This is a genomic window from Pseudonocardia bannensis (assembly GCF_012911875.1).
Classification (GTDB): domain Bacteria; phylum Actinomycetota; class Actinomycetes; order Mycobacteriales; family Pseudonocardiaceae; genus Pseudonocardia; species Pseudonocardia bannensis.
In genome coordinates this window covers 1-25,317 of sequence record NZ_JAAXKZ010000092.1, presented here as the reverse complement: position 1 = coordinate 25,317, position 25,317 = coordinate 1, and the positions used below count along the sequence as shown (strand labels likewise).

24 protein-coding genes and 1 pseudogene are annotated in these 25,317 nt (G+C 73.2%); 15 read left to right on the top strand and 10 right to left on the bottom strand.

Annotation, left to right across the window (positions count from 1 at the left end; genetic code table 11):
- Positions 1-674: PucR family transcriptional regulator (locus HF519_RS21265; protein ID WP_169414748.1), on the top strand; the 674-nt coding region annotated here is incomplete at its 5' end.
- 91 nt (positions 675-765) lie between these two features.
- On the opposite strand, the gene HF519_RS21260 is transcribed toward HF519_RS21265, so the two are convergent.
- Positions 766-1,770 carry an LLM class flavin-dependent oxidoreductase gene (locus tag HF519_RS21260; protein ID WP_169414729.1) on the bottom strand — a complete coding sequence of 335 codons (1,005 nt, stop codon included), beginning with the start codon at positions 1,768-1,770 and terminating at the stop codon, positions 766-768.
- Positions 1,771-1,869: 99 nt separating this feature from the next.
- On the opposite strand from HF519_RS21260, the gene HF519_RS21255 reads away from it, so the two are divergent.
- Positions 1,870-2,277 carry an HNH endonuclease gene (locus HF519_RS21255; RefSeq protein WP_169414747.1) on the top strand — a complete coding sequence of 136 codons (408 nt, stop codon included), beginning with the start codon at positions 1,870-1,872 and terminating at the stop codon, positions 2,275-2,277.
- A gap of 64 nt (positions 2,278-2,341) precedes the next feature.
- Here the strand turns inward: HF519_RS21255 and HF519_RS21250 are convergent, their stop codons facing one another.
- Positions 2,342-2,560, bottom strand: a complete 219-nt coding sequence (locus HF519_RS21250) for a DUF2277 domain-containing protein (RefSeq protein WP_169414746.1) — start codon at positions 2,558-2,560, stop codon at positions 2,342-2,344.
- Between the two features lie 351 nt (positions 2,561-2,911).
- Between HF519_RS21250 and HF519_RS21245 the strand changes: the two genes are divergently transcribed.
- Both HF519_RS21245 and HF519_RS21240 read left to right on the top strand, forming a co-directional pair.
- Positions 2,912-3,439 carry an RNA polymerase sigma factor gene (locus HF519_RS21245; protein WP_169414745.1) on the top strand — a complete coding sequence of 176 codons (528 nt, stop codon included), beginning with the start codon at positions 2,912-2,914 and terminating at the stop codon, positions 3,437-3,439.
- Positions 3,436-4,755: a VOC family protein gene (locus tag HF519_RS21240; RefSeq protein WP_169414744.1), complete on the top strand. Its 1,320-nt coding sequence runs from the start codon at positions 3,436-3,438 to the stop codon at positions 4,753-4,755. Before HF519_RS21245 ends, HF519_RS21240 begins: the two co-directional genes overlap by 4 nt.
- On the opposite strand, the gene HF519_RS21235 is transcribed toward HF519_RS21240, so the two are convergent.
- The gene (locus HF519_RS21235) at positions 4,730-5,899 is read right to left on the bottom strand and encodes a macrolide family glycosyltransferase (protein ID WP_169414743.1); all 1,170 of its coding nucleotides are present in this window, start codon (positions 5,897-5,899) and stop codon (positions 4,730-4,732) included. The two genes, HF519_RS21240 and HF519_RS21235, sit on opposite strands and share 26 nt — an antisense overlap.
- A 251-nt stretch (positions 5,900-6,150) precedes the next feature.
- Here HF519_RS21235 and HF519_RS21230 point away from each other — a divergent pair, with 251 nt between their 5' ends.
- From HF519_RS21230 to HF519_RS21200, 7 genes are all read left to right on the top strand, one after another.
- A complete protein-coding gene (locus HF519_RS21230) occupies positions 6,151-6,555 on the top strand; it encodes a DUF6401 family natural product biosynthesis protein (protein ID WP_211170375.1) in 405 nt (134 codons plus the stop codon).
- A gap of 131 nt (positions 6,556-6,686) precedes the next feature.
- Positions 6,687-7,055: an ArsR/SmtB family transcription factor gene (locus HF519_RS21225; RefSeq protein ID WP_169414742.1), complete on the top strand. Its 369-nt coding sequence runs from the start codon at positions 6,687-6,689 to the stop codon at positions 7,053-7,055.
- Positions 7,055-8,503, top strand: a complete 1,449-nt coding sequence (locus HF519_RS21220) for a substrate-binding protein (RefSeq protein ID WP_169414741.1) — start codon at positions 7,055-7,057, stop codon at positions 8,501-8,503. The genes HF519_RS21225 and HF519_RS21220 overlap by 1 nt, the downstream gene beginning before the upstream one ends.
- Before the next feature lie 89 nt (positions 8,504-8,592).
- Positions 8,593-10,140: an amidase gene (locus tag HF519_RS21215; RefSeq protein ID WP_169414740.1), complete on the top strand. Its 1,548-nt coding sequence runs from the start codon at positions 8,593-8,595 to the stop codon at positions 10,138-10,140.
- Positions 10,137-10,838 carry a nitrile hydratase subunit beta gene (gene nthB, locus HF519_RS21210; RefSeq protein WP_169414739.1) on the top strand — a complete coding sequence of 234 codons (702 nt, stop codon included), beginning with the start codon at positions 10,137-10,139 and terminating at the stop codon, positions 10,836-10,838. The genes HF519_RS21215 and nthB overlap by 4 nt, the downstream gene beginning before the upstream one ends.
- Positions 10,835-11,431 (top strand): nitrile hydratase subunit alpha, encoded by a 597-nt coding sequence (gene nthA, locus HF519_RS21205; protein WP_169414738.1) that lies wholly within the window; start codon positions 10,835-10,837, stop codon positions 11,429-11,431. The genes nthB and nthA overlap by 4 nt, the downstream gene beginning before the upstream one ends.
- The gene (locus HF519_RS21200; protein WP_169414737.1) at positions 11,431-11,832 is read left to right on the top strand and encodes a nitrile hydratase accessory protein; all 402 of its coding nucleotides are present in this window, start codon (positions 11,431-11,433) and stop codon (positions 11,830-11,832) included. The genes nthA and HF519_RS21200 overlap by 1 nt, the downstream gene beginning before the upstream one ends.
- A gap of 154 nt (positions 11,833-11,986) precedes the next feature.
- Here HF519_RS21200 and HF519_RS21195 read toward each other — a convergent pair whose 3' ends face one another.
- From HF519_RS21195 to HF519_RS21175, 5 genes are all read right to left on the bottom strand, one after another.
- Entirely contained in the window at positions 11,987-12,199 is a 213-nt protein-coding gene (locus tag HF519_RS21195) for a hypothetical protein (protein ID WP_169414736.1), read from the bottom strand.
- Between the two features lie 116 nt (positions 12,200-12,315).
- Positions 12,316-13,473 carry a sugar ABC transporter substrate-binding protein gene (locus tag HF519_RS21190; protein ID WP_169414735.1) on the bottom strand — a complete coding sequence of 386 codons (1,158 nt, stop codon included), beginning with the start codon at positions 13,471-13,473 and terminating at the stop codon, positions 12,316-12,318.
- Between the two features lie 55 nt (positions 13,474-13,528).
- On the bottom strand, positions 13,529-14,584 hold the full coding sequence (locus tag HF519_RS21185) for an ABC transporter permease (RefSeq protein ID WP_169414734.1): 1,056 nt from the start codon (positions 14,582-14,584) through the stop codon (positions 13,529-13,531).
- Entirely contained in the window at positions 14,581-15,699 is a 1,119-nt protein-coding gene (locus HF519_RS21180; protein ID WP_169414733.1) for an ABC transporter permease, read from the bottom strand. The genes HF519_RS21185 and HF519_RS21180 overlap by 4 nt, the downstream gene beginning before the upstream one ends.
- Complete coding sequence (locus HF519_RS21175; RefSeq protein ID WP_169414732.1) at positions 15,699-17,294, bottom strand: sugar ABC transporter ATP-binding protein; 1,596 nt, start codon at positions 17,292-17,294, stop codon at positions 15,699-15,701. Before HF519_RS21175 ends, HF519_RS21180 begins: the two co-directional genes overlap by 1 nt.
- A gap of 262 nt (positions 17,295-17,556) precedes the next feature.
- Between HF519_RS21175 and dhaK the strand changes: the two genes are divergently transcribed.
- The 4 genes from dhaK (at position 17,557) to HF519_RS21155 (ending at position 23,502) form a co-directional block, all read left to right on the top strand.
- Positions 17,557-18,558, top strand: coding sequence for a dihydroxyacetone kinase subunit DhaK (gene dhaK / locus HF519_RS21170; protein WP_169414749.1), 1,002 nt, complete (start codon positions 17,557-17,559; stop codon positions 18,556-18,558).
- A 1-nt stretch (position 18,559) separates the two neighbouring features.
- The gene (gene dhaL / locus HF519_RS21165; protein ID WP_211170374.1) at positions 18,560-19,216 is read left to right on the top strand and encodes a dihydroxyacetone kinase subunit DhaL; all 657 of its coding nucleotides are present in this window, start codon (positions 18,560-18,562) and stop codon (positions 19,214-19,216) included.
- Positions 19,217-19,219: 3 nt separating this feature from the next.
- Positions 19,220-21,694, top strand: a complete 2,475-nt coding sequence (ptsP, locus tag HF519_RS21160) for a phosphoenolpyruvate--protein phosphotransferase (RefSeq protein WP_211170373.1) — start codon at positions 19,220-19,222, stop codon at positions 21,692-21,694.
- Positions 21,695-21,831: 137 nt separating this feature from the next.
- Positions 21,832-23,502: an FAD-binding dehydrogenase gene (locus tag HF519_RS21155; RefSeq protein WP_169414731.1), complete on the top strand. Its 1,671-nt coding sequence runs from the start codon at positions 21,832-21,834 to the stop codon at positions 23,500-23,502.
- Between the two features lie 52 nt (positions 23,503-23,554).
- Here the strand turns inward: HF519_RS21155 and HF519_RS21150 are convergent.
- Positions 23,555-24,018 (bottom strand): annotated as a pseudogene (locus HF519_RS21150) (cytochrome P450); the annotation flags it as partial.
- A 126-nt stretch (positions 24,019-24,144) separates the two neighbouring features.
- Positions 24,145-25,095 (bottom strand): PDR/VanB family oxidoreductase, encoded by a 951-nt coding sequence (locus HF519_RS21145; protein ID WP_169414730.1) that lies wholly within the window; start codon positions 25,093-25,095, stop codon positions 24,145-24,147.
- Positions 25,096-25,317 lie beyond the last annotated feature (222 nt).

Below are 25,317 nucleotides of genomic sequence, written 5' to 3'. Positions count from 1 at the left end.
ACCGGGGGGCGGGTGAGGGGAGCTCGGACGCGCCCTGGCCCACCGACGTCCGGCGGTTGCTCGGCATCGCACAGTCCGCCGCCGACCGGACCCGGCCGCGGCCGCTGGTGACCAGCTCCGGGGAGTACGTCGTGCTGCTCTGGCCGCACGACCCGACCGGACGCGAGGTGAACCCGCAGGCCGCGGCCGAGAGCGTGCGTCAGGCCGCGCGCCGGGGCCTGGACGGCATGAACGTGTCGGTGGCGGTCAGCCCGCGCTGCACCGAGCTGCGCGACTACGCGGCCGGGTTCCGGGTGGCCCGCGGGGCGGTGGAGCTGGCCCGGCTGCGCGGCGGGTCCGGGCGTACCATCACGCTGCCCGACCTCGGCGTCTACGGCCTGCTGCTGCAGTTGGAGGACCCGAACGAGTTGATCGGGTTCGCCGAGCGGGTGCTGGCCCCGCTGCGCGAGTACGAGGCGCGCAAGGGCATCTCGCTGATCAGCACCCTGCGCACCTACCTCGACGAGGGGCTGAGCACCGCGCGCACGGCGGCCGCGCTGTACCTGCACGTGAACACGGTGGCGCTGCGGCTCAAGCGGATCGAGGAGCTGATCGGGATGCCCCTGACCCAGCCGGAGGCGCTGCTACAGCTCACCGCCGCCCTGATGGCCCAGGACGTAGTAGACGTGACCTGACCCCACGCCCGCCCCCTCCCACTCCGCAGCGGGGTGGTCTTGCTCCGATCCCGTCGCAGCAAGACCACCCCGTCGCACGACGCCGAGGGCCTCAGCCGCCGAAGGTGTCGAGGATCGCGTCGACCCGCTCGGTGATCTCCGGGCCGGTCAGGCCGTAGCTGGGGGCGTAGCAGAGCAGCCGGTCGTAGAGGCCGTGGAAGTTCGAGAGCTGGTCGTGCGCCTCCTCGGGCGTCCCCGCGACGGCCATCGCGGCCAGCATGTCCGGCGTGACGGCGGCGATCATCGCGTCCGCGTCGCGCCGGGACCACGCCTCGCGGATCGCGGCGACCTGCGACTCGAAGCCCTCCAGCTCGACGATCGAGCGGTAGGTCCGGACCACGGTGTAGAACGCGATCTGCGCGGCGGCGTCGCGGCGGGCCCGGTCTCCGTCGTCGGCGACGCTGCAGATCACGTAGCCGGCGATCGGCACGTCGGGATCCCGGCCGGTCTTCTTCGCGCCGGTCTCCAGGGCCGGTCGGACGACCTCCTCGACGTAGCGCCGGGTGAAGATCGGGTGCCCGACGAGCCCGTCGGCGACCGCACCCGCGGCCTGCACCATCCGCGCGTTGAACCCGGCCAGGTAGGTCGGGACCGGCGCGCGCGGCGTCACCTCGGCCGTGGGCTGCAGCGCCATCCGGTAGAAGCGGCCTTCGTGCTGAACCCCGGAGGCGTCCATCCCCCAGATCCGGCGCAGCAGCGGCACCAGCTCCTCGACCCGCGGCGCCGGTGACTCGCCGTCGATGCCGTGCCAGTCCTGCTGCATCCGCCGCGTCCCGGTGCCCAGCCCGAGCACCAGGCGACCACCGGACAGCTCGTCGAGGTCGCGGGCCTCGGCGGCGAGCACCAGCGGGCTGCGGCCGACGGCGTAGGCGATGCCGCTCGCGATCGTGACCGTCGAGGTCGCGGCCGCCATCGCGGCCAGCGAGACCGTCGCCGAGCGGTCGTAGAACTCGGTGGTCCACACCGACTCGAACCCGCGCTCCTCCGCGCGCCGCGCGGCCTCCACCGCCGTCGCCAGGGTGCCGCCGTGGACCGCCACGCCCAACCGCTCTGCCACGAGCCCTCCTCGCTGTCGACGAAGCGCCACACTAGCCCGGCGGAGTGTCAGGATTCCGTCGCATGCGACGCCGGCGCGGGAGGCGCACACTGAACTCCGATGCCCCCGCCCATCCGCCAGCCGGACCGCGCCACCCGGCTGCTCAGCGCCGCCGAACGCGACGGCACGCACTGCGTCTGGTGCCGGCGGGAGTGCACCGGCCCGATCCGCGCGACCACCGACCATCTCGTCCCGAAGGTCAAGGGCGGCCCGTCGTGGCTGGAGAACGAGGTCGTCTCGTGCGGGCGCTGCAACCGTGAGCGCGGGCACCGGAGCCCGGCCGACTGGTTCGGCGAGTGCGAGCGGCGCGGCTGGTCCCCCGATCTCGACGCCGTGGTGGGCACGCTGCGCTCATTGGACCGGGCGATCGCGACCCGGGGTGGCCGGCGCCGGGCCCGCCCCTACCTCGCCGCCCAGCTCCGCCGCCTCGACCGCCTCCGCACCGACCGGAACCGGCTCGCAAGCTGAGCATGATTCGCGCGAACGCGCCCTCGGTCGCCTCGCGCCCCGAGTGGAGGCGCGCTCGCGGCGATCATCCGCGCGTGGCGCCCCGCACCACGAGCTCGTCGAGCAGCGCCCTCGTCGCCGCCTCGACCGCGTCGACGGCCGCCTCGAACGCCACCGCGTTGTGCGCCGCCGGTGCCCGGAACCCCGAGATCTTGCGGACGTACTGGAGCGCCGCGGCCCGCATGTCGTCGGCGGTCGCCTCCTCGGTGTACGGCGGCCGGAGGGTCTTGATGCTGCGACACATGGGCTGTTGACCTCCACCTCTCAGCGAGGAATGCATCCTGCGCATGACGCTGCTGCCCGGGGTGCGCTCCGCCACCGTCGAGACCGACCGGCTCCGGATGCACTACAGCGAGACGGGCCCGGCCGACGGTACGCCGGTCGTCATGGTCCACGGCAACCTCTCGACCGGGCGGTTCCGCGCGCGAGTCGCGGTGTCTCCCCGCGCGAGTCGGGGCGGTTCCGCGCGCGAGTCGCGGTGCTTCCCCGCGCGAGTCGCGGTGATTCCCCGCGCGAGTCGCGGTGTCACTGCTCCGATCGGGTGGTGCCGTGGCCGGCACCGTCGGACTTCGCCCGCTGCCGCCGATGAAGGGACGTGAGCAGCGACCAGGTCAGGGCCGATCCGGGCCTGACGCTGCTCACCCTCTACGACACCGCACTGCCCGAGGTCTACGGCTACCTGCTGTCCCGCTGCGGGCGGCGCACGCTGGCCGAGGACCTCACCGCCGAGGTGTTCCTGGCCGCGGTCCAGGCCTGCCGCCGGCAACCGCCGCCGACGCCGAGCATCGGCTGGCTGGTCGGGATCGCCCGGCACAAGCTCGTCGACCACTGGCGAGCACTGGAGCGGGAGGAACGTGGGCTCCGGGCGCTCGACGGGCTGCCCGCCCTCGACGACGACCCGTGGGACGACAAGATCGACACGCTGGTGGCCCGCGAGGTGCTCGACGAACAGACCCCGGTCCACCGGGCCGCGCTGACCCTGCGCTACCTCGACGGCCTGCCCGTCTGGGAGGTCGCCCGCGATCTCGGACGCACCCTGCACGCCACCGAGGCGCTGCTCACCCGGGCGAGGGCCGCGTTCCGCCGCCGCTACACCGAGCTGACCGAGGGAGGCCCGGCATGACCGATCCGCTGGACGCCCTCCGCGAACCGATCCGCCCCGTCGCCCCGGACCCGGCCTTCGCCGCACGCCTGCGCACCCGGCTGGAGCGTGCGGTGTTCGACCCGATGGCCACTCAGTTCGACACGTGGGAGGACGACATGCTGACCACCGACACCCCGAGCACGGAGGCCGCCGTGGCACTCGCCCTGAGCACGGTGACCCCGTACCTGACGGTCGCCGATGCGGCCGCCGCCCTCACCTTCTACAGCGAGGCGTTCGGCGGGATCCGCCGCGGCGAACCGATCGTGATGCCCGACGGCCGGATCGGGCACGCCGAGATCGCGCTCGGCGACAGCGTGCTGATGCTCGCCGAGGAGTTCCCCGAGATGGGGCTGGTCGCCCCGACCGGTGGGTCGGTCGCCCAGTCGCTACGGCTGGAGGTCGCCGACCCCGACACCGTCGTCGGCCGGGCGCTCGCCCGCGGCGCGCGGCTGGAACGGCCCGTCACCGAATCGCCCTACGGCCGCGGTGGCGTCGTGATCGACCCGTCCGGGCACCGGTGGATGGTCTCCCGGGAAGCACCGGTGGCCGCCGGCCCGGCCGCCCCGCGCCCGGGCGAGGTCGGCTACGCGTCACTGTGGACACACGACGTCGAGGCTGCCGAGCGGTTCTACACCTCGGTCCTGGGGTGGGAGACCACGGCGGGCTCGGCCCCGCAGGGCCGGCAGGTCACGAACCTCGCGAGGCCGCTGGGGATGTGGGGCGGGCAGGAGCGCACCACGCTGTTTCTCTGCTTCGCGGTGCCCGACGTCGACGACGCGGTGGCGCTCGTGCGCGCCGCCGGCGGCACCGCCGGCGACCCGGCCGAGGAGCCCTACGGCCGGATCGCCGACTGCGTCGACGACCAGGGCCTGCCGTTCGCGGTGTTCGCTGCCCCGCCCGGGTCGGGTCCGCGGCCGGCCCCCACGCAGCCCGGCGAGCTCGCCTCCGCGAGGCTGGAGGTCCCCGACACCACCCTGGCCCGGGCGTTCTACGGGACGGTCCTGGGCTGGCGGTTCGTCCCCGGCCGCGAGGCCGGCGGGTGGGAGGTGCGAATCGGCGACGGTGTCCCCCGCCCGGCGCTGCACGTCACCGCCGGCCGGGAGGCCGCCGGGGTCCCGGCGTTCGGCGTCGCCGACGTCGCCACCGCGGTCGACGCCGTGCGCGCGGCCGGCGGGACCGCGGCGGAACCGCGGTTCGAGGACCACCGCGCCACCGCGTGCACCGACGACCAGGGCACCCGCTTCGACCTTGTCGAACACCCGGCGGACGTCAGCGGCGGAGCTGCGCCTCGATGATGTCGGCCGCTCGGGCCGCGCCGCCCGCCGCACGCAGCTCGGCGCGCAGGGCGGCCGCCCGGGCCGCCACCACGGGCGACCCGACGAGATCCAGCACCGCCGTGCGCAACGCCTGCGGTGTGGCCTGATCCATCGGCACGTGGACCCCGACGCCGAGCTCCTCCAGCATCGCGGCGTTGGTGAACTGGTCGACGGCCTGCGGGACCGCCACCATCGGCACCCCCTGGTAGAGCCCCTCGGAGCAGCCGCCCATCCCCGCGTGAGTGATGAACGCCGACGCCCGGCCCAGCACCGCGAGCTGGGGGACCCAGCGGTGCAGCTCGACGTTCGGCGGCAGCTCCCCCAGCTCGGTGGGATCGACGTGGCGGCCGATCGAGATCACGACCTGCCAGTCGAGCCCGCCGAAGGCGGTGAGGCAGTCCCGGTAGAACGCCGGGTGGTCGGTGTAGGCCGATCCGAGCGAGATCAGCAACAGCGGACGGTCCGGTGCCGGCCAGTCGCCCTGGTGCGGGCGGGCGTCCAGCGACGGCCCGACGAACGTGTACACCGCTGCGTCCACCCGGTCGGCGTGCGGCTGCAACGCCCGCGGGATGAGCACGATGCATCGCGGAGGCCGGCCGGTGAACTCGTCCACCGAGAGGGCGATCCCGTGCTCGGCGAGCCAGGCGGCGAACCGCGTCTGGTACGCCGGCCAGGCCGGGTCGTCCCGGATCGGCGCGAGCACCTCGGCCATGTCGTCGGCGTAGCCGTCCCACGCCACCATGGCCGGGGAGAGCTGCACGATCGGCACGCTCCACTGGTGCGCGAGAACGCGCGCCGCATACGCGGCGATGTCGTGGAGGACGACGTCGGGACGGTCGCCGGCGAACGCGGCACGCAGTTGCGGCAGTGCCTGCTCCGCCTCGTCGAGGAAGATCGACATGGCTTCGACACCACCGTCGGGCCAGCGCTCGCCCGCGGCCTCGTCGGGAAGCACCGAGTCGTAGACGACCGGCGTGGCCCCGCTCGAGGCGACGACGGGGGCGAAGGATTCCGGGACCGCATAGCTGACCCGGTGGCCGCGGGCCACCAGTTCGGCGATCACCGGCAGGTTCGGATTGACGTGGCCGTGCGCGCCGATGTTGAACATGGCGATGTGCGACATACGAGGACTCCAGGCAGGGACGGGCGATGAGGGGCAGCGCGACGCGCCGCCGATCGAGCCCGAAGAGACCCGCCGGACGGCGCGCGGCGGCCGGTCAGCCGTAGATCTGCTGCTGGATCACGCGGCGGACGGTAGTCGGCACCCTCGCGAGCCGCATCCCGATTTCCGCCCGCGCCCGAGGGGTCGTGTGCCGCCGTGATCACCCGAGAGGACCACTCGAACCGGTGATCGCGGCGTTTACGATCCGTCGCGTGTTCGTGCTGCGCGACGCCCTGGCCGAGTGGTCCGCCCGTCGTCTGTTGCGCCGCCTGATCGATCAGTTCGGCCAGGACGGGCTGTCCGCGGCCGAGCGGCTGCCGGGCCTGTCCGCCGCGATCGACCAGCATGCCGCCGCGGTGCGCGACATACTCCAGGAGCGCGGTGGCGGTCGGGGCGGCACCACCACGCTCACCGGCTCCGCCAGTGCCACCGTGCGCCTCGCCGCCTACGCGCGCGCCCTCGTCGAGCAGCAACGCCGTGGCGGTGGAGCCGTCCCCACCCCGCGGGCCGATCAGTGGCCACACGCCGACTGGGCCACCCTCCGCTTGCTGGCCGTGTGCCATCTCGGCCGGGGGGTCGGGCGCGGCGCGGGCGGCCGGCGCCCGGCCGGAGCCTGACAACACACGGACGTGACGAACGTCCGATTCGGGACCGGCGACGGCCCGTGACGGAGTCGGCTTGGTCTACCCTCGGCTCGAACGTGTCAACCGAACGTGACTCGTCGCGAGGCGGGGAGGGACGTACGATCGTGGTCTCTGACCTGGCCTTCGACGCCTTGGCAGATCCAGTTCGGCGGGAGATCCTCGCGGTGCTCGCCGAGAAGGAGGAGTGCAGCGCGGGCGAGCTGTCCGAGCGGATCAGCCGGGTCGGACGCACCGCCGTCTCCAGCCACCTGCGCGTGCTCCGCATCGCCGGGCTGGTCTCCGAGCGCCGGTTCGGCCGGTTCCGCTTCTACTCCGTCGACCCGACCGGCCCCGCGCAGGACGTCATCCGGTTGCTCCAGGAGCTGTTCCAGGGCTCGCTGGACGCGGCCAAGGTCGCCGCCGAGGCCCGCGGCGACGCCACGCCCACCGCCACCACCACCGACGTCGACACACCGGACCGCCGAGCCATGTGATGGTCTACCTCGCCCTCTCGGCCGAGCAGCGGGTCAACGCACCGCCCGCGGCGGTCTTCGCGCTGTTCGGGGCCGGGGCGGGGGCCGGCTGGGTGTTCGACGCGGCGTGCGACCGGATCGCCGTCGGCGCGGTCGTCACGCTGCACGCCCCGCTGGGTGGGCCCGATGCCGCGCCGGTGCAGATCCTCGGGCGGATCTCCGCGGTGCGAGCGCCGTCCCGGATCGAGATCGTCCACGACCTGCCCTGGCGCGGGCGGCTGCGGCTGCGGTTCGACGAGGACCCCGGGCCCCCGGGAGAGCCCACGCGGACGCGGGTCCGCCTGATCGCCGATCTCGACGACGCCGGGCTCGCCTGGCTGATGCGCCGCCGCGGCTTCCGGGTGAGCGACGGTCCCGATCGCGGGCACCATGCCGTCGGTCTGCTGATCAGCAAGTCGGGCCCGGGCAGCGTGTTCGCCGTCGCGACCGAGAACCTGGCCTCGATGGCCGTCGAGGAGATCAACGCCGACGGCGGCATCCGCGGCCGCCCGCTCCGACTGGTCGTCGGCGACGACGCGACCGAGCCCGAGGTCGGCGCGGCCGAGGCCTGGCGGCTGGTCCGGGCCGGTTGTCGCGCGATCATGGCCACCACGACCTCGGCCACGTTCGCCCGGGTCTCGGAGGAGCTCGGCGGGGCCGGCGTGCTGCTGATGCACACGCTGATGAACGAGGGCGGCCTCGGCGGCGAGCTGCGCGTGCAGCTGGGCGAGCGCCCGGAGAATCAGCTGCGCGCGGCGGTCGGGCCGATGCTGCGCGCCGCGGGCGGGCGCCGGTGGTTCCTGGCGGGTAACGACTATTGCTGGCCGAAGGTGGTGCACAACGCCGCGCGCCGGGTGGTGGCCGAGCATGGCGGCACGATCGCCGGCGAGCGGTTCGCGACCCTGGGCAGCCGCGACTTCACCCCGCTGATCGAGTCCATCCTGGCCTCCCGGGCCGACGTGGTGCTGTCGTCGTTCGTGGGCGCGGACCTCGTCGCGTTCGAGCGCCAGTGTCACGCCATGGGTGTCCGCGAGCGCTGCCGGACGCTCGCGCTGGCCCTGGACGAGCCCACCCGGGAACACATCGGCGACACCGCGTCGACGGGCATGTGGGGGGTGTCGGGCTACTTCGAGCAGTTGCCCGGCGAGGTCAACGCGGCGTTCCTGGACCGCTACCGGCGGGCCTACGGGCCGTTCGCCCCGCCGGTGTCGAGCATCTCGGAGTCGGCCTACGAGGCGCTGCACCTCTACGTGGCGGCGGTCCGCCGGGCCAGGGAGGACGACCCACGGGCGGTGGCGCGCGAGATGCGCGGCGGTCGCTACGACTTCCCCCGCGGCACGGTCACCGTGGCGGGCCCGGAGACCGTCGAGCAGCGGATCTTCCTGGCCGAGGCCACTTCGGACGGACTGGTCGTGAGCCGCCCCGGTTAAGATCTTGTCAACGCGCCAGCACCCATTGACGTGTTATCTACGTCATCAATAGGGTCCCGCGGGAAGTCACGACCCGAGGAGACCCGCTAATGCCCGTACAACCCCCCGACCCGGCCGCCATCGCGAAGGTCGCCGAGGGCTACGGCCTGGGGCTGAGCGAGGACGACATCAAGTCGTTCAGCCCGATGGTGCACGGCCTGCTCAACTCCTGGGACGCCGTCGAGGAGCTCTACGCCCAGACCGCGCCGAAGGCCCCCGAGCGGGAGTGGACCCGCCCGTCCGAGGCCGACAACCCGTACAACGCCTGGTACGTCACCTGCTCGGTCACCGAGGGCGGGGAGGGTCCGCTCGCCGGCCGCACGGTGGCGGTCAAGGACAACACGATGGTCGCCGGCGTGCCGATGATGAACGGCTCGAAGACCGTCGAGGGGTTCACGCCGACCCGCGACGCCACGATCATCACCCGGCTGCTCGCGGCCGGCGCCACGATCGCGGGCAAGGCGGTCTGCGAGGACCTCTGCTTCTCCGGCGGCTCGCACACCTCCCGCACCGGCCCGGTGCGCAACCCGTGGGACGAGACCCGCTCGACGGGCGGTTCGTCCTCGGGCAGCGCGGCGCTGGTCGCGTCCGGCGTGGTGGACGTCGCGACCGGCGGCGACCAGGGCGGCTCGATCCGGATGCCGGCCTCCTACAGCGGCATCGTCGGGCACAAACCGACCCACGGCCTGGTGCCCTACACCGGCGCGTTCCCGATCGAGCAGACCATCGACCATGTCGGACCGATGACCCGCACGGTCGCCGACGCCGCGCTCGTGCTCAGCGTGATCGCCGGCCGCGACGGGCTCGACCCGCGCCAGCCCGCCGACGTGACGGTCGACGACTACGTCGGCGCGCTCTCCCGCTCGGCCGAGGGCCTGCGGGTCGGGGTGGTCACCGAGGGCTTCGGGCACCCGAACTCGGACCCCGGCGTGGACGACGCGGTACGCGCCGCGACCGAGACGCTGCGCGGCGCCGGGCTCACCGTCGAGGACGTGTCGATCCCGTGGCACCTGCACGGCGCCAAGATCTGGGACGTCATCGCCACCGAGGGCGCCACCGCGCAGATGGTCGACGCCAACGGCTACGGGCTGAACTGGCAGGGCCTCTACGACCCGGAGCTCATCGAGCACTACGGCAACCAGTGGCGCGCCGATGCGACGCAGTTCTCCCAGACCGTCCAGCTGGTCCTGCTGGCCGGCAAGTACGCGCTGAACACCTACCAGGGCAAGCACTACGCGATGGCCCGCAACCTCGCGCTCGAGCTGCGCAAGGCCTACGACGAGGCGCTGTCACGCTACGACGTCCTGGTCATGCCGACCACGCCGATCCAGGCGTCGGTCATCCCGCCGGCCGACGCGCCGCGCGAGGAGGTCATCGGCCGGGCACTGGAGATGCTGGCCAACACCGCGACCTTCGACGTCACCGGGCACCCCGGGTGCTCGGTCCCGGCAGGCCTGGTGAACGGACTGCCCACCGGAATGATGATCATCGGAAAGCACTTCGACGACGCCACCGTGCTGCGGGTGGCGAACACCTTCGAGCAGGCGGTCGGGGGCTTCCCGGCGCCGCAGTCGGCAAATGGGGGGAGCTCCTCGTGAACGGCGTCCACGACCTGGGCGGTACCGACGGCCTCGGTCCCGTCGTCGTCCCGGAGAACGAGCCGGTCTTCCGGGCCGAGTGGGAGAAGGCGGGGTTCGCGTTCTTCCCCACCCTCTTCCGGGCCGGGCTGTTCAACGTCGACATGTTCCGGTACGGCATCGAGCAGATGCACCCGGCGGTCTACCTCGTCTCGCCGTACTACGAGCACTGGCTGCACGCGGCGGAGCACTACGCCACGAAGGCGGGCGTGATCGACGAGGCCGAGCTCGAGGCGAAGACTCAGTACTACCTGGAGCACCCGGACGAGCCGCTGCCGGAGACGAAGGACGCCGACCTGCTGGCGTTCGTCGACGCCGCGGTGAAGCACGGCGCGCCGGCCCGCCGGGAGTCCGACGCGCCCGCGAAGTTCGAGGTCGGTGACACCGTGACGGTGACCCAGGACAGCCCGCACGGCCACACCCGCAAGGCCCGCTACATCCGCGGCAAGACCGGCGTCATCACCCACGCGCACGGCACGTTCATCTACCCCGACAGCGCGGGCAACGGCGGCGCGGACGACCCGCAGCACGTCTACACCGTGAAGTTCACCAACGCCGAGCTCTGGGGCGCCGAGGCCGCCGAGCCCAACGGCGTCGTCTACTTCGACGTCTGGGAGCCCTACATCACCCCTGCGAAGACCGAAGGAGCCGCCGCATGAGCGCGACCGTCCGCAGCCAGGAGGAGATCGCCGCCCGGGTCAAGGCGCTCGAAGCGCTCATGATCGAGAAGGGCATCATGACGACGGAGGCGGTCGACCGCCTCGCCGAGATCTACGAGAACGAGGTCGGCCCGCAGCTCGGCGCCGGCGTCGTGGCCAAGGCCTGGACCGACCCGGAGTTCAAGGCGCGGCTGCTCGCCGACGGCACCAAGGCGTGCGCGGAGCTGGGCATCGGTGGCCTGCAGGGCGAGGACATGGTCGTCGTCGAGAACACCGACACCGTGCACAACGTGATCACCTGCACGCTGTGCTCGTGCTACCCGTGGCCGGTGCTCGGGCTGCCGCCGAACTGGTACAAGGAGCCGGCCTACCGGTCGCGGATCGTGCGCGAGCCGCGCACGGTGCTGCGCGAGGACTTCGGTCTCGACATCCCCGACTCGGTCGAGATCCGGGTCTGGGATTCGTCGTCGGAAATGCGGTACTGGGTGCTGCCGCAGCGCCCGGCCGGCACCGAGGGCCTCGACGAGAAGGCCCTCGCCGAGCTGGTCACCCGTGACTCGATGATCGGCACCGGCGTGGTGAAGGCACCCTGATGCGGCAGGACGCGACGGAGCTGGGCGACGCCCGGCGCCGGGTCGAGCAGCTGGTCTGCGACCTGCCGGGCGGCGGCTCCGGCGAGCGGTCGTTCGAGCAGCCGTGGGAGCTGAGGGCGTTCGCGATGGCCGTCGCGGCGTACCACAGCGGCCAGTACGAGTGGTCGGAGTTCCAGCTGTCGCTGATCGACTCCATCAAGAGGTGGGAGTCCGAGGGCGGGCAGGAGCCCTGGAGCTACTACGAGCACTGGCTCACCGCGCTCGAGACGGTGCTCGCGGGTAACGGCGCGCTGTCGGACTCGGCGCTGGACGAGAAGACCAAGGCCGTCCTCGCCACCCCACGCAACGCCAACCACCACGAGGCCCACCGGGAGCCGGTCGCGATCGACCCCGCTCGGTAGCCACCCGCGGTCAGCGGGCTCGTTCTCGCCTCCGGACGTCCGGAACGCGACGAGCCCGCTGATCCCGGGATGCGCCCGGCTCGCTCAGCCAACGGCGAGACAGCCGCCCGTCGAACCTGCGGTCACGGCGGTCCGGACGACCGCGAGCCCACGTTCACCCCGTCTCCTCGACCTCGGCGGGTGTGGGCTCGCGGACCCCGCGACCGGCGGGGCCGTCCCGGTCGCGGTCCGCACCGGCCAGGGCCAGGGCCGGGGCACCGGGGTCGGGCAGGGCCAGGCCGAGCTGCCCGTCGTCGGGCGCACTCGGCCGCCGGAAGTGCGCGACGACCCACCCGGTCTCGCGCGCATGCCCGTGCACGTAGGCCACGACCACTCCCCTCCCGCAGATCATCTGCGGTCGAGTAGAGCACGCGGGCCCGACGGTGACGAGGACGCGCAGGTCGGCGGCCGACCGGGCGCTGTCCTCGTCACCGACGCCGTCCCTCAGTACTTGCGGGTGTTCCCGAGCGCCCACTGCATGTAGGCCTCGGCGTAGTCCACGTTGCTCTTGTCGACCACCCGGGTCGGCACATTGATGATCTTGCCGACGGTCTCGCCGAGGACCGCGTTGTGGAACACGGTGTCGATGAACGTGATGGCCTGGTCGACGCTGCCGACGTCGATGCTCGCGGTCAGCTTTCCGTTGCGGATCGACTGCATCCCCGAGACCAGCCCGTCGGCACCGACCACCACGACGCCGGCCTTGCCGTCCCACTGCTTGATGCCGCGGGCGTCGAGAGCCTGCGAGGCGCCGAGGGCCATGTCCTCGTTCTCACCCCAGATCGCCTGGATGTCCGGGTCCCGGGTGAGCAGGTCCTGGGTGGCGCTCAGACCCTGCTGCCGCAGGTAGCCGCCGTTCGCAGAGCCGGCCACAGTCAGGCCGGGGTGCTCGCTGAGGGCCTTCTTGAAGCCGATCTGGCGCGCGGCGGACCAGTCCGACCCGGGCGGCCCGGTGATCTCGAGGATCTTGCCCTTGCCACCGAGCTTCTCGGCGATGTACTTGCCGCACAGGTAGCCCGACTGCCAGCGGTTGTCGTAGCCGATGCTCGAGATCGCCTGCAGTTGCTCCACCGGGTAGAGCTCCACCGGCTGGTTGAACTGGTAGATCTTCACCCCCGCCGCCAACGCCTTGCTGTAGACGCCCTGCATGGTGGCGAAGTTGGCCCCGGTGCAGACCAGCACCACGTCGAACTTGCGCTGCACCCAGCTCTGCACGGTCTGCACCTGCTGCTCGACGGCGTTGAAGTTCCCCGTCGGAGAGGCCCGCTCCCACTTCCAGCGAACGCCGTAGGCGTCCTCGTACTCGCCCATCCGGCGGAATGCCGCCGCTTCCATCTGGCTGTACCACTCCGACAGGACCGGGGGCGTCCACCCGATCTGAACGGTGCGCCCGTTCACGAGCTTGCGGACGGCCTCCTGGTAGGCCGCGTCGCCCCCCAGGCCGGTGCCACCGCCCCCACCGGCGGCGGACGCGGTCGAGACCTGCTTGGAACTGCAGGCCGAGAGCAGGGCACCGGAACCGACGGCCCCGCCGACGAGGGTGGCCCGGCGCAGGAAGGACCGCCGTGAGGCGGCGGCGGGCGGGAGAGAAGGGTCGTTCACGGCGTCCTCCAGGACGTGAAGCGGAGAAGAGTGCGGGCGGCGGTCACGGCTGCCCTCACGGCGACGGGGCGGGGCCACCGAGCCGGCGGGAGAGGTGCGTGCTCGCCCGGTCGAGCCCGACGGCGACCAGCAGGATCACGCCGACCACGACCGACTGCCAGGTCGGGCTGACGGCGGCGAGGTTGATGACGTTGCTCGCGACGGTGAGCGTCAGCGCGCCGAGCACGGCGCCGAGGATCCGGCCCCGGCCCCCGGCCAGCGCGGCACCGCCGATGACCGCCGCGGCGATCGCCTGGATCTCGTAGCCGACGCCGATGGTCGGCGCGACGGCCGTGGTGCGCCCGGCCAGCAGCACGCCCGCGCAGGCGGCGAGCGTGCCGCTGATGACGTAGGCGGCGATGCGGACCCGGGCCACGTCCACACCGGACAGCCGCGCCGCCTCCCGGTTGCTGCCGACGCCGTAGGCGTGCCGCCCGAAGCTCGTGCGGCGCATCATGAACGCGGCGATCACCGCGATCGCCACCATCGCCAGGATCGGGGCGGTCAGATCCCCGGCCAGCGGCGTGACGCCACCGAGGGTGTCGTAGACGGGGATCATGAAGCCGGTGAACGGCACGCCCCCGGTCCACAGGAACAGCAGGCCGCTTGCGACACCGAGCATCGCGAGCGTCGCGACGAAGTCGGGGATGCCGAGCTTGGTGATCACCAGTCCGTTGATCAGGCCCAGGCCCGCCCCGGTGCCGACGGCGAGCAGCAGGCAGAGGCCGAACATCATGCCCTGGTTGACCAGGTAGGCCATCACACCGGCGGAGAGGCCCAGCACCGAACCAACCGACAGGTCGATCCCGCCGGTGATGAGCACGATCGTCATGCCGATCGCCAGCAGCGCCACGAACACCATCTGCTGGGCGAGGTTGTACCAGTTGCCGTAGGTCAGGAAGGACGGCGCGAGGAACGCCATCACCGCGCAGATGAGCACGAGCAGCCCGACCACACCGGCGCTCGGCCGCCGGACGACCTCGCGCAGCAGGTCGGCGGGCCCGCGGCGCGCAGCGGGAGGTGTCGGCGAGGTCTCCGGCGAGGCCGCCGGGGATGTCGTCAGCAAGGTCATGACGTGCGGGCCTCTCGGGCGGAGCCGGCGAGCGGCTGGTCCAGTCGGGGGTCGTCGTTCTCGAGGGCCGCGTCGGCGGTGGGTCCCCCCGGGTCGGCGGGACCGTCGGACGGCCCGGCCGGGGTCGACGGGTCCGCGCCGAGCAACCGCGACAGCGCGATGCGGCCGACGACCCGGTCCAGCGCGACGGCGGCGACGATCGAGAGGCCGGTGACGATGGTGAACCACAGCGGATCGACACCCAGCATCTGCAGACCCTGACTCAGGGTGCCGAGGAACAGCGCGCCCAGCACCGCGCGCCACACGCTGCCGCGTCCGCCGGCCAGACTGATCCCGCCCAGGACGGCAGCGGCGATCGCGGTGAGCTCGTAGCCGCTGGCGAGGCCCGACTGCACGGAGTTCAGCTTCGACGCAAGCAGCACGCCCGCGCCGCCGGCGCACGCGCCGGAGAGCACGTAGACGCCGAACCGCACCCGCCGGACCGGCACCCCGGCCAACTCGGCCGCGCGCGGTCCGATGCCGGCGGCGTAGGCCGACCGCCCGAACGGGGTGGCGATGAGCACGAACTCGAGAACGGCCACGACGACGACGGCGATCAGCACCGGGGCGGGGACGCCGAGGACGTCACCGCCGGCCAGCCACAGAAACGCCTCGGACTCCACGCCGGTGAGCTGCACGTTCGACGTCACGACCTGCAGCAGGCCGGCGCCCACACTGAGCATCGCCAGCGTGACGATGAAGTCGTTCACGCCGAGCAGGGCGATGACCGCACCGTTGACCACACCGGCCAGCACGCCGGTGCCGATCCCGATGAGGAGGCCGACCGGCAGCGGCGCCCCCGACATGAGCGCCCACATCGTGGTGGCGGCGCTCAGACCGGTCACCGAGCCCACCGACAGGTCGATGCCCCCGACCACCAGCACGAACGTCATGCCGGCGGCGAGCAGCGCGATGATCACCGACTCGATCAGCAGGTTGCTGATGTTGCCGCCGGTGAGGAAGAACGGGCTCGCGAGCGAGAAGAAGACGATCATACCGACGAAGATCACGGCGACCGCGACGCCCTCGACGGCGAAGACGCGGGACAGGCGACGGGACAGGGGGGACACGCTCATCACGCCACGCTCCGGGCGGCCAGCGACATGATCTCGGCAGAGGCACGCTCGTCGGCCTCGAGGTCGTCACCGCGCAGGTCCGGCCGGACCTCGCCCGCGATGGCGCCCTCCCGCATCACGAGGATGCGGTCGCTGACGTGCAGCAGTTCGGGGATCTCCGAGGAGATCACCAGCGCGGCGCCGCCACCGGCGACGAAGCGGTGGATGAGCCGGTAGACCTCGGCCTTGGCCGCCACGTCGATGCCTTGTGTGGGTTCGTCGAAGATGATCAATCGTGGTCCGGTGAACAGGCAGCGGGCGATGACGATCTTCTGCTGGTTGCCGCCACTGAGGTTGCGGATCCGCTCGGAGGCGCTGCTGGTCCGGACCCCGAGCTCATCGATGTAGTCGCGGGTCACGGCCCGCTCCCGGCGACGGTCGAGCATCATCCCCAGCCGGGCCACCTTGCCCAGGCGCGAGACGGTCGTGTTCTTGTCGAGCGGGAAGTCCGCCAGGATGCCCAGGGTCTTGCGCTCCTCCGGCACCATCGCGATGCCGAGCCGGTAGGCGTCCCGGGGGTGGCGGATCCGGACCGGCTTCCCGTCGACGGAGATCTGGCCGCCGTCGATCCGGTCGGCCCCCAGGATCACCCGCGCCAGCTCGGTACGGCCCGCGCCGGCCACGCCGGCGATGCCCAGGATCTCCCCGCTGGAGATGGTGAGGCTCACGTCGTGCAGGACCGGCCGCCGGGAGACATTCTCCAGGCGCAGCACCTCGACCGGCGACCCGGCCGGTCCCGCCGGGCGCTCGGCGGCCGTCCGGTCCTCGGCGACCGCGCCGAGCGAGGTGGCCTTCCGCCCGACCATCAGCCGGACCAGGTCCTCCGGGGTCGACTCGTCGGTGTCGGTCCTCGCCACGGTGCGCCCGTCGCGGAGCACGGTGATCCGGTCGGCCAGCCCGTAGAGCTCGTCGAGGCGGTGGGTGACCCAGACGATCGAGATGCCGCGCTCGCGCAGCCGGCGCATGTGGTCGAACAGCGCGACGCGCTCCTCCTCGGCGAGTCCGGAGGTCGGCTCGTCGAGGATGACCAGGCGGGCGTCGAAGGCCAGCGCCTTGACGATCTCGACGACGTGCTGGGTCAGCGCCCCGAACTCGCCGACGGGACGGCGCAGGTCGCGCTCGGTCAGGCCGAAGTCGGCGATGACGTCCTGCACGCGGTTGCTCATGGCGCGCTCGTCGAGCAGGCCGCGGCCGAAGGGCCCGCGGCGCAGCTCGCGGCCGAGGAAGATGTTCTGCAGGACCGTGAGGTCGGGTGCCAGCGACAGTTCCTGGTGGATCGTCGTGATGCCGAGGTCCTGCGCATCGCGCGGTCGCCGCAGCTGGACCGGCGCGCCGTCGACGAAGACCTGTCCCGAGGTCGGCTGGGTGATGCCCGACAGGACGCCGATGAGCGTCGACTTGCCGGCGCCGTTTTCGCCCAGCAGGGCGTGGATCTCGCCCGCTCGCACGTCCAGTGAGACCCCGCCCAGGGCGACCACCCCTGGGTAGTGCTTGACAACGCCCTCGACCCGGAGCAGCTCCTGCGGCTCCGGGTCCTGCGTGTCCTGATCAGGCATGCCGCCCGCCTCGCCTTTGAGGCCACCTGGTGACCAGGTGGTCTGACCAATGAGTGACGCGGAACATAAACGGGTTCGCCGGAGACCGTCAATGGTGCGAACGGCGTAGCCGGTGCGCAGAGCGGACATCCGCGACCACCGGCCATTGACGAGGACGGCGGCGAAGTGGTCAGATCACCTGAGTACCTGCTCACCGCACCGTTGCGCCAGGGCGCGCACCTTCGTACCGACAGGAGGCGTCGTGTTGCCCACGGCCACCCCGATGCGCAAGTTCCTCAACGACCCCGGCGACGCCGTCCGGGACTCGCTCGTCGGCCTCGCGGCCGCCCACCCCGGGGTGCTGCGCTACGACGCGGCGAACGGCATCGTCGTCCGGGCCGACGGGCCGGTCCCGGGCAAGGTGGGCGTGGTCTCCGGTGGCGGTTCGGGATGCGAGCCGCTGCACACCGGGTTCGTCGGCCCCGGGATGCTCGACGCGGCCGCCCCGGGCCAGGTCTTCTCCTCCCCCGTGCCCGACCAGATCCTCGCCGCCACCCATGCCGCCGACACCGGCGCCGGGGTGCTGCACATCGTCAAGAACTTCACCGGTGAGGTCATGAACTTCGAGATGGCCGCCGAACTGGCGGCCGACGACGGGGTCGCGGTCGAGGCCGTCGTGGTCAACGACGACGTGGCCGTTCTCGACCGGCCGGGCACCGCCGGCCGGCGTGGGCTGGGTGGCACCGTGCTCGTCGAGAAGATCGCCGGGGCCGCGGCCGAGCGCGGGCAGGCGCTGGACGCCGTCGCGGCGGTGGCGCGCCGCGTCGTCGCGCGGGTCCGCTCGTTCGGCGTGGGGCTGTCGTCGTGCACCCCGCCCGTGGCCGGCCGGCCGATCTTCACGCTGCCCGACGGCGAGATCGAGCTCGGCATCGGCATCAGCGGCGAGCCCGGGCGGCAGCGCGTGCCCCTGCGCAGCGCCCGGGAACTCGCAGCGCTGATGGTCGACGAGGTGCTGACCGACCTGGCGCCCGCACCCGGCGCACCAGTGCTGGCCATGCTGAGCGGCATGGGCGGCACCCCGTCCTCGGAACTGCACCTGCTCTACGGCGAGCTGGACCGGTGCCTGCGCGAAGCCGGCGTCGAGCCGGTCCGCCGCCTCGTCGGCAACTTCATCACGTCGCTGGAGCAGTCGGGGGCCGCACTCACGGTCCTCGAACTCGACGACGAACTGATCTCACTGTGGGACGCACCCGTCCACACGTCCGCTCTGCGTTGGGGAATGTGACATGACCGACACGATCGACTCGCCCGCATTGCGCGCCTGGCTGCACGAGTTCGCCCGCCGGGTCGCCGAGAACAGCGACCACCTCACCGCGCTCGACTCCGAGATCGGCGACGCGGACCACGGGTCCAACATGGACCGCGGGATGGCTGCGGCGGCCGCGGCGATCGACTCCGACCCCGGCGCAGAACCGGGGCAGCTGCTCAAGCTCGTGGGGCGCACCCTGGTGAGCACCGTCGGCGGCGCCGCCGGTCCGCTGTACGGCACGCTGTTCCTGCGCATGGCCGCCGCCGCCGGTGACGCCGGTCCGCTCGACGCCGCCGGGTTCGCGAAGGCCCTGCACGCCGGGCTGGACGGGGTGATGGTCCGCGGACGCGCCGAGGTGGGCGACAAGACGATGGTCGACGCCCTGGCCCCGGCGGTCGACGCGCTGGAGGGCGAACTGGCGGCCGGCGCCGCGCTGGACGTCGCCCTCGCCGCGGCCACGACCGCCGCGGCGGCAGGTCGCGACGCCACCGCGGACCGGGTCGCCCGCAAGGGCCGGGCCAGCTACCTCGGCGAGCGCAGCATCGGCCACCAGGACCCGGGCTCGGCCTCGGCGACACTGCTCGTGGAAGCGGCAGCGGCTACGCTCGGCACGGCCGCCGACGGGCAGGCCTGAGCCGTGACGGGGATCGTCGTGGTGTCCCACAGCCGAGCGCTGGCGGACGCCGCCGTGGCCCTGGCCGGGGAGATGGTCCACGACCGGGACGTCCGCATGGTGGTGGCGGCCGGTCTGGACGACACCACGTTCGGCACCGACGCCGTCGCGATCCTCGATGCCGTGACCGAGGCCGACCGGGGCGACGGGGTCGTCGTGCTCATGGACCTGGGCAGCGCCGTGCTCTCGGCCGAACTGGCGCTGGACATGCTCGACGACGACGTGCGGACGCGCACCCTGCTGTCCGCGGCTCCGCTGGTCGAGGGGCTGGTCGTGGCGGCCGTCGCCGCCGCGGCGGGCTCCTCCCCCGCTGATGTCGCGGCCGAGGCCGAGGCGGCGCTGCAGGCCAAGCAGGCCCACGTCGGAACCGCACCGGTACCGGCTCCGGCGGAGCCGGCTCCCGGCAGCGGCCCCTGCGGCATCGAAGGCTCCTTCACCGTCACCAACCCCCACGGGCTGCACGCGCGGCCCGCGGCGCGCCTGGTGCGCGAGGTGTCCGCTCTCGACGCGCAGGTGCACCTGCGCAACGCCACCGCGGGCTCGGGATGGGTGCCTGCGACGAGCCTGTCCAAGGTCGCCACCCTCGCCGCCCTGCGGGGTCACGAGGTCGAGGTGCGCGCCGACGGGCCGCAGGCCCGGGCGTGTCTCGACCAGCTGATCGCGCTCGCCGCCGACGCTTTCGGCGAGTCCGCGACGGAGCCGGCGCCCGCACCGCCGCAACGTCCGGACCACCGGGGCGGGCCCATCGGTGCCGCCCCCGGCATCGGGGTGGGTCCCGCGACCCTGCCGCATGCGACGGGGGCCTCGGTGGCCGCCCTCGACGTGCCCGACGCCACCACTGACTCCCCGGAGACCGACCTCGCCCGCCTCGACGAGGCCCTGGCCGCGGCCGGGCGCGAGATCCAGCGGGTGCGCGACGAACTGGTCGGTCACGCTGCGCCCGGAGCCGACACCGACGCCGCGGCGATCTTCGACGCCCACCTCGTTCTCCTCACCGATCCCGACCTGGTCGACGACGCCCGGGCGCGGATCCGCGCGGGCCGGGCGGCCGAGTCCGCGTGGTGCGCCGCCGCGGCGCGGGTGGCCGGCGAGCTCGAGGCGCTCGCCGACCCGTACCTGCGGGCGCGCGCGGCGGACGTGCACGACGTCGGCAACCAGGTACTGCGCGCACTGCGCGGGGAGCCCGGGACCGGACCGGACCTGAGCGGCGTCGTGGTCGCCGCCGACCTGGCCCCTGCGGAGATGGCATCGCTCGACACCGACCGGGTGGTCGCGGTCGTGCTCGCGTTCGGCAGCCCGACCGCACACAGCGCGATCCTGGGCCGGTCCCGCGGCATCCCGGTGATCTGCGGTGCCGGCCCGGCCGTGCTCGGTGTCGAGGCCGGCACGCTCCTGGCCGTGGACGGGGCGACCGGCGAGCTCGTCGTCGACCCAGCCCCCGACGTCGTGGACCGGTTCCGCGCCCGGGCCGCCGCGCTGGCCGACCGGCGCCGCCACGCGCTCGCCGCGTCGGCGTCGCCGGCAGTGACCGCCGACGGCGTGAGCGTCCTGGTGGGCGCGAACGTCGGGTCGCCCGACGAGGCCCGGGCCGCCGCCGCGGCCGGAGCCGACCTGGCCGGCCTCGTGCGGACCGAGTTCCTCTTCCTGGGGCGCACCCAGGCCCCCGACGTCGACGAGCAGGAGCGCGTCTACCGGGAGATCGCGGAGGCGTTCGGCGGCAAGCGGATCACGTTGCGCACGCTGGACGTCGGCGGTGACAAGCCGCTGCCGTACCTGCCCGGGCCGGCCGAGGCGAACCCGTTCCTCGGGGTGCGCGGGCTGCGGCTCTCACTGGCCCGGCCCGAGTTGCTCGCCGACCAGTTGCTGGCCGTCGTCCGGGTCGCGCACGATGTGCCCGTCAGCCTGATGTTCCCGATGGTGAGCACGCTCGACGAACTGCTCGACGCCCGGCGCCTGCTCGACGACGCGATCGCGGCCGTCGGGCGGGGGACGCCGTGCGACCTACAGGTCGGGATGATGGTGGAGGTTCCGGCGGCGGCCCTGCGCGCCGCGTCCTTCGCCCCGCACGTCGACTTCTTCAGCATCGGTACGAACGACCTGACGCAGTACGCGCTGGCCGCCGAACGGGGCAACCACGCCGTGGCCGGCATCGGCGACGCGCTCGACCCGGCCGTGCTGCGGCTGATCGACTTCGTCTGCCGGGGTGCCGACGGTCGCGCGCTCGTCGCGGTGTGCGGCGAGCTCGCCGCCGACGAGCAGGCCGCGGGGGTGCTGATCGGCCTCGGGGTCCGGGAGCTCAGCGTCGGGCCCGCCGCGGTGCCGGGTGTCAAGCAGGCGGTGCGGGCCGTGGACGACGCTGCGGCGGCCGAGCTGGCCACGCGGGCGCTGGCCGCCGACGGCCCCGGGCGCGTGCGGGAGCTGCTCGCGGGAGCGGGCTGACGCGCGGCGGTCCACCCGCGCCGGGTACCGGATGACGGCCTCGATGTCCGGATCGTCTTCTGGTGCGGGTGGACGTCCTGGCATCCTCGGCGCTGATCGGCGGGTACCGGCGCGGACCGAGGCGGCAGGTGGGCGGCATGAGCGGCACGGGCGGTACGGACACCGATGTGATCGTCGTGGGCGGCGGCCTCGCAGGTCTCGTGGCCACCGCCGAGCTGGCCGACGCCGGCCGTCGGGTGATCCTGCTCGACCAGGAGCCCGAGGCCTCGCTGGGCGGGCAGGCGTTCTGGTCGTTCGGCGGGTTGTTCCTCGTGGACTCCCCCGAGCAGCGCCGGATGGGCATCAAGGACTCCCGCGACCTCGCGTTGCAGGACTGGTTCGGCAGCGCGGGCTTCGACCGCGACGACGAGGACCGGTGGGCCCGGCAGTGGGCGCAGGCCTACGTCGACTTCGCCGCCGGGGAGAAGCGGGCCTGGCTGCACGCCCAGGGGATGCGGTGGTTCCCCGTGGTCGGCTGGGCCGAGCGCGGCGGCCATCTCGCCGACGGGCACGGCAACTCGGTGCCGCGCTTCCACATCACCTGGGGAACCGGGCCGGGCGTGGTGGAGCCGTTCGAGCGCCGGGTCCGCCACGCGGTCGCGAAGGGCCTGGTCGAGCTGCGGTCCCGGCACCAGGTCGACGAGCTGAGCGTGACCGGCGGTGTGGTCGACGGGGTCAGCGGCGCCGTCCTGGAACCGAGCGACGCCGCCCGCGGCACGGCCAGCTCCCGGACCGAGGTGGGCCGGTTCGAGCTGAGGGCCCAGGCCGTGATCGTCACGTCCGGCGGCATCGGCGCGAACCACGACCTGGTGCGGGCCCACTGGCCGGCCCGGCTCGGCGCCCCGCCGAAGCGGATGATCTCCGGGGTCCCCGAGCACGTGGACGGCCGGATGCTGGCCATCACCGAGGCCGCGGGCGGGCGCGTGGTGAACCGCGACCGGATGTGGCACTACACCGAGGGCGTGCAGAACTGGGACCCGATCTGGGCCCGGCACGGCGTCCGGGTCCTGCCCGGACCCTCGTCGCTGTGGTTCGACGCCCGGGGCCGCCGCCTCCCCGCGCCGAACTTCCCGGGCTTCGACACCCTCGGCACGCTCCAGGCGATCACGGCCACGGGGTTCGACCACTCCTGGTTCGTGCTCACCCAGAAGATCATCGAGAAGGAGTTCGCGCTCTCGGGCTCCGAGCAGAACCCCGATCTCACCGGCAAGGACATCCGCCAGACCCTCGGCCGGATCCGCCCCGGCGCGCCGGCATCCGTGGAGGCGTTCAAGCGCAGGGGTTCGGACTTCGTCGTCGCCGACACCCTGGCCGAGCTCGTCGCCGGCATGAACAAGCTGACCGACGAGCCGTTGCTCGACCTCGCCGAGCTCGAGCGGCAGATCATCGCCCGTGACCGCGAGATCGACAACCCGTTCACCAAGGACCTGCAGATCACCGCGCTGCGCGGGGCGCGCCGCTACCGGGGCGACCGTCTCGTCCGGGTCGCGAGCCCGCACCGGATCCTCGATCCGAAGGCCGGTCCGCTGATCGCGGTGCGGCTCAACATCCTCACCCGCAAGACCCTCGGCGGGCTGCAGACCGACCTGTCCGGCCGGGTGCTGGGCACCGACGGCTCCCCCGTGCCCGGGCTGTACGCCGCCGGCGAGGTGGCCGGGTTCGGCGGTGGCGGGGTGCACGGCTACCGGTCCCTGGAGGGCACGTTCCTCGGCGGCTGCCTGTTCTCCGGGCGCCAGACGGGGCGGGCCGCGGCGGTCGCCCTGGTCTGAGACGCGGTGCCGGTGCGGTCGCCGGCTCGTCAGCCCGTCCGGGCGGGCTGACGAGCCGGACGGGAAGCCGGGTCAGGCCCCGGATGAGCGTGCTCGACCGCCAGGACAGCTCCTCGGGCTCGGCGGCCAGCTCCAGCTCGGGGAACCGGGTGAGCAGGACACGGAAGGCGATCTCACCTTCCAGCCGGGCCAGCGGCGCCCCGAGGCAGTGGTGGATGCCGTAGCCGAACGCCAGGTTGCTCGCGTCGCGGCGCAGGTCGAGCTCGTCGGGCCGGAGGTAGCGGGCCGGGTCACGGTTCGCCGAGGCGAGGACACGAGGACGACCTCCCCGGCGGGGATCTCGGTACCCGCGATCGCGATGGGCTCGGTCGTGTGGCGCAGGAGCGCGAGCATGCCGTCCCCGATCAGGTTGACGGTGGTCTCGTGCCCCGCCACCAGCAGCAGGAAGGCCATCGACACGGTCTCGGCCGGGGACAGCCGGTCGGAGTCCGCCGAGGCCTCGACGATCGCGGAGAGCCCCGTCGGCGTCCGGCGACGCTCGGGTCACGGTCGTGGCCACCGGCGGAGTACGGCGCGGGGCACAGCCGGGTTCGACCGCCGATCAGCAGACCGCGCTCGACCACTCGCGCCGATGCGGCGGGGTCACAGGTCCAGCACGAGCCGACCGGAACGAGCGCGCGAGACGCAGACCATCATGCAGGTGTTCGACGCCTGCTCCTTGGCGGTGAGGACGTGGTCGCGGTGGTCGACCTCGCCCTCCAGGACCTTGGTCTCGCAGCTGCCGCAGATGCCCTCCTGGCAGTCGTTCATCACGTCGATCCCGCCCTCGAGCAGCACCTCGAGGATCGAACGCTCCGCCGGGACCCGCAGCGACCGGTCCGAGCGGCGCAGCACGATCTCCACGCCGCTCTCGTCGGCGGGATCGCGGACCGGCTCCTCCGGGGCGGCGAACCGCTCGACGCGGAGCGCGTCGGCGGGCCAGCTCGTGCAACGCTTCTCGACCGCGGCGATCAGGGACTCGGGCCCGCAGCAGTACACGAGGGTGTCCGGCCGCGGCGTGCCCAGCACCGCGTCGAGGTCGAGCCGGCCGTGGACGTCCTCGGGCACCATCCGCACCCGGTCACCATGCCGGGCCAGACCCTCCCGGAAGGCCATCGAGGCCGCGGCGCGCCCGCCGTACAGCAGCGACCAGTCCGCGCCGCTCGCCGCGGCCGCCGCCACCATGGGCAGGATCGGGGTGATGCCGATCCCGCCGGCGATGAAGAGGTACCGGGGCGACGGCTCCAGCCGGAAGTGGTTGCGCGGGCCCTTGATGTCCACCAGGGCGCCCGGCCGGAGCACGGTGTGCACACGCTCGGACCCGCCCCGCGACTGCGGCTCGCGCAGGACAGCGACCCGGTAACGGCGTCGATCGCCGGGGTCACCACACAGCGAGTACTGCCTGACCAGGCCGTCGGCGAGCAGGAGGTCCAGGTGCGCGCCGGGTTGCCAGGCCGGGAGCTCCGCCCCGACGGGGTCGACGAGCACAAGGCTCAGGACGCCGTCGGCCTCGACGGTCATCTGCTGGACGAGCACCTGGCGCGGCTGTTCCATGCGGGCGATCACTTCCTGTCGCAGTCGTGGCCGCCGGGACCGACTCGTGCTCCCGGCCCGGGCAGCGCCGCCGATCAACGCGGCCTCCGTTGCGGCGACGGTCGCAGCGCAGCGCGGCGGCATCAAGGCCGCTGTTCCCTGCATCGGAACGACGCGCATTCACCGCCAGGGACCGGGACCGTTCGGCGCTGCGTCGGTGGGCCGGGGCCGGCGGCCGGGTGG

Bases quoted from the DNA above. Each gene is read 5' to 3' on its own strand.
- HF519_RS21175 (WP_169414732.1), bottom strand. From the start codon at position 17,294: ATGCCTGATCAGGACACGCAGGACCCGGAGCCGCAGGAGCTGCTCCGG.
- HF519_RS21180 (WP_169414733.1), bottom strand. From the start codon at position 15,699: ATGAGCGTGTCCCCCCTGTCCCGTCGCCTGTCCCGCGTCTTCGCCGTC.
- HF519_RS21200 (WP_169414737.1), top strand. From the start codon at position 11,431: ATGCGGCAGGACGCGACGGAGCTGGGCGACGCCCGGCGCCGGGTCGAG.
- HF519_RS21185 (WP_169414734.1), bottom strand. From the start codon at position 14,584: ATGACCTTGCTGACGACATCCCCGGCGGCCTCGCCGGAGACCTCGCCG.
- HF519_RS21215 (WP_169414740.1), top strand. From the start codon at position 8,593: ATGCCCGTACAACCCCCCGACCCGGCCGCCATCGCGAAGGTCGCCGAG.
- HF519_RS21145 (WP_169414730.1), bottom strand. From the start codon at position 25,095: ATGGAACAGCCGCGCCAGGTGCTCGTCCAGCAGATGACCGTCGAGGCC.
- HF519_RS21240 (WP_169414744.1), top strand. From the start codon at position 3,436: ATGACCGATCCGCTGGACGCCCTCCGCGAACCGATCCGCCCCGTCGCC.
- nthA (WP_169414738.1), top strand. From the start codon at position 10,835: ATGAGCGCGACCGTCCGCAGCCAGGAGGAGATCGCCGCCCGGGTCAAG.
- HF519_RS21255 (WP_169414747.1), top strand. From the start codon at position 1,870: ATGCCCCCGCCCATCCGCCAGCCGGACCGCGCCACCCGGCTGCTCAGC.
- HF519_RS21235 (WP_169414743.1), bottom strand. From the start codon at position 5,899: ATGTCGCACATCGCCATGTTCAACATCGGCGCGCACGGCCACGTCAAT.
- dhaK (WP_169414749.1), top strand. From the start codon at position 17,557: ATGCGCAAGTTCCTCAACGACCCCGGCGACGCCGTCCGGGACTCGCTC.
- HF519_RS21220 (WP_169414741.1), top strand. From the start codon at position 7,055: ATGGTCTACCTCGCCCTCTCGGCCGAGCAGCGGGTCAACGCACCGCCC.
- dhaL (WP_211170374.1), top strand. From the start codon at position 18,560: ATGACCGACACGATCGACTCGCCCGCATTGCGCGCCTGGCTGCACGAG.
- HF519_RS21155 (WP_169414731.1), top strand. From the start codon at position 21,832: ATGAGCGGCACGGGCGGTACGGACACCGATGTGATCGTCGTGGGCGGC.
- HF519_RS21250 (WP_169414746.1), bottom strand. From the start codon at position 2,560: ATGTGTCGCAGCATCAAGACCCTCCGGCCGCCGTACACCGAGGAGGCG.